This is a genomic window from Pseudomonas sp. 2VD, assembly GCF_005503585.1.
Lineage (GTDB): Bacteria > Pseudomonadota > Gammaproteobacteria > Pseudomonadales > Pseudomonadaceae > Pseudomonas > Pseudomonas aeruginosa.
Genome location: NZ_SCND01000627.1, coordinates 1 through 1,633 on the forward strand (window position 1 = coordinate 1; position 1,633 = coordinate 1,633).

Consider the following 1,633-nt stretch of genomic DNA (forward strand, 5'->3'; position numbering starts at 1 on the left):
GCACCCGCACGGATGCCGCCTCTCCCGCGGACGGGAGAGGCGGGAGAGGGCAGGCGCGGTGGCCTGCCCGGTGTTGCTAGCGTGGCCGTTCCACCTGGTTGCGGTAGCTGCCGGTGATCGCTTCCAGCGCCGCGCTCTTCTCGGTCTTCGGTCGCGAAGCCGCGGCCCATTCCTCTTTTTCCCGTTCGCGGTTGGCCAGGATGATCTTGTTGGCGGTCGGCCGCCGCGCTTCTTCGTATTCGCGCAGGGCTGCGGCCACGTCGGCGTTGCGCGCCAGCGCGGCGGCCAGCTCGATGCCGTCGAGGATCGCCTGCGAAGCGCCGTTGGCGCCCATCGGATACATCAGGTGGGCGGCGTCGCCGAGCAGCGTGATGCGTCCCCGGCCCCAGTGCGGCAGCGGATCGCGGTCGACCATCGGGTACTGCAGGATCAACTGGTTGCGGGTCAGCAGGTCGCGGATGTCGAACCAGCCCAGGTCCCAGTCGGCGAAGAACGGCAACACGTCTTCCAGGCGTCCGTTGCGGTTCCAGTCGGCCTCGTTGTCGAGCTGGCCGACGGCGGCGCTCGGCACCATGCACACCCAGTTCACCAGCGACTTGCCTTCGGCCGCGTGGCGCGCCGAGATCGGATAGGCGACCAGGCGCGACCAGTGCTCGTCGTTGGCGACGATCATGGTCTTGCCGTCGAGGAAGCGGTCGAACTCGGTGACGCCGCGCCACATGGTGATCCCACCGTGGGACAGCGGCCCCTGGTCGGGATGCAGGTGCGCGCGGACCGCCGAATGGATGCCGTCGGCGCCGACCAGCACATCGGCACCGAGCGCCAGGGGCTTGCCGTGTCCGTCGCGGGCGCCGATCAGTACGCGGCCGTCGCGCTCTTCGATGCGCTCCACGCCGAGACCGGTGCGTACCGCCTGTTGGCCGAGACGCTCGCGCACCGCGGCGAGCAGGATCATCTGCAGTTCGCCGCGATGGATCGAGTACTGCGGATAGGCGTTGCCGGCTTCCACCCCGCGCGGCTCGGACCATACCGTGGCGCCGCTCTGGTCGATGTAGCGCAGCTCATGGGTGGGGATGGCGGTGGCCGCCAGCGCCGGGCCGAGGCCCAGTTCGGCGAGGGCCTCGACCGCCGCCGGCTGGATATTGATGCCGACGCCAAGGGGGCGTATCTCGCTGCTGCTTTCCAGCAGCGTGACCTTGCCGATGCCGGCCTGGTGCAGGGCCAGGGCGCAACTGAGGCCGCCGATGCCGGCGCCGGCAATGAGGATATCGATGGGTTCGCTCATGGGTGCTTCCTTTTCTCGAGTGTTCGAATCGATGGGGGTTCGGCTGGGACGGATGACCGTTTACCGCGATGAAACGTCGGCGCAGCGGCGGATAACGCCGGTGGCGTTATTCGCCCTACGGCCCGGCTCCGGGGCCGCGGTACGCATGACCGCATTCGGTTATCCACCGTAAAACGGGTGAGCTTCGAGGCCGCGTAGGGCGAATAACCGCGTGCGGTTATCCGCCATGAAACGTCGGCGCAGCGGTGTCGTCACGGTTGCAGGTAGCGGTGCTTCCAGCCTCCTTCGTCGCGGTCGTAGCGCAGGCGCTCGTGCAGCCGCTCGGTGCCGTTGCCCCAGAACTCCACC

At 68.6% G+C, this 1,633-nt stretch carries 2 protein-coding genes; both read right to left on the reverse strand.

Features of this window, described 5'->3' with window-relative positions:
• Positions 1-76: 76 nt before the first annotated feature.
• The gene (phzM, locus tag FFS27_RS32530; RefSeq protein WP_003093633.1) at positions 77-1,285 is read right to left on the reverse strand and encodes a pyocyanin biosynthetic protein PhzM; all 1,209 of its coding nucleotides are present in this window, start codon (positions 1,283-1,285) and stop codon (positions 77-79) included.
• Between the two features lie 251 nt (positions 1,286-1,536).
• Positions 1,537-1,633: pyridoxine 5'-phosphate oxidase C-terminal domain-containing protein (locus FFS27_RS32540; RefSeq protein WP_272483171.1), on the reverse strand; the 97-nt coding region annotated here is incomplete at its 5' end.

What these genes read in the sequence shown, in the direction of transcription:
- phzM (WP_003093633.1), bottom strand. Translation starts at nt 1,285, where the DNA reads ATGAGCGAACCCATCGATATCCTCATTGCCGGCGCCGGCATCGGCGGC.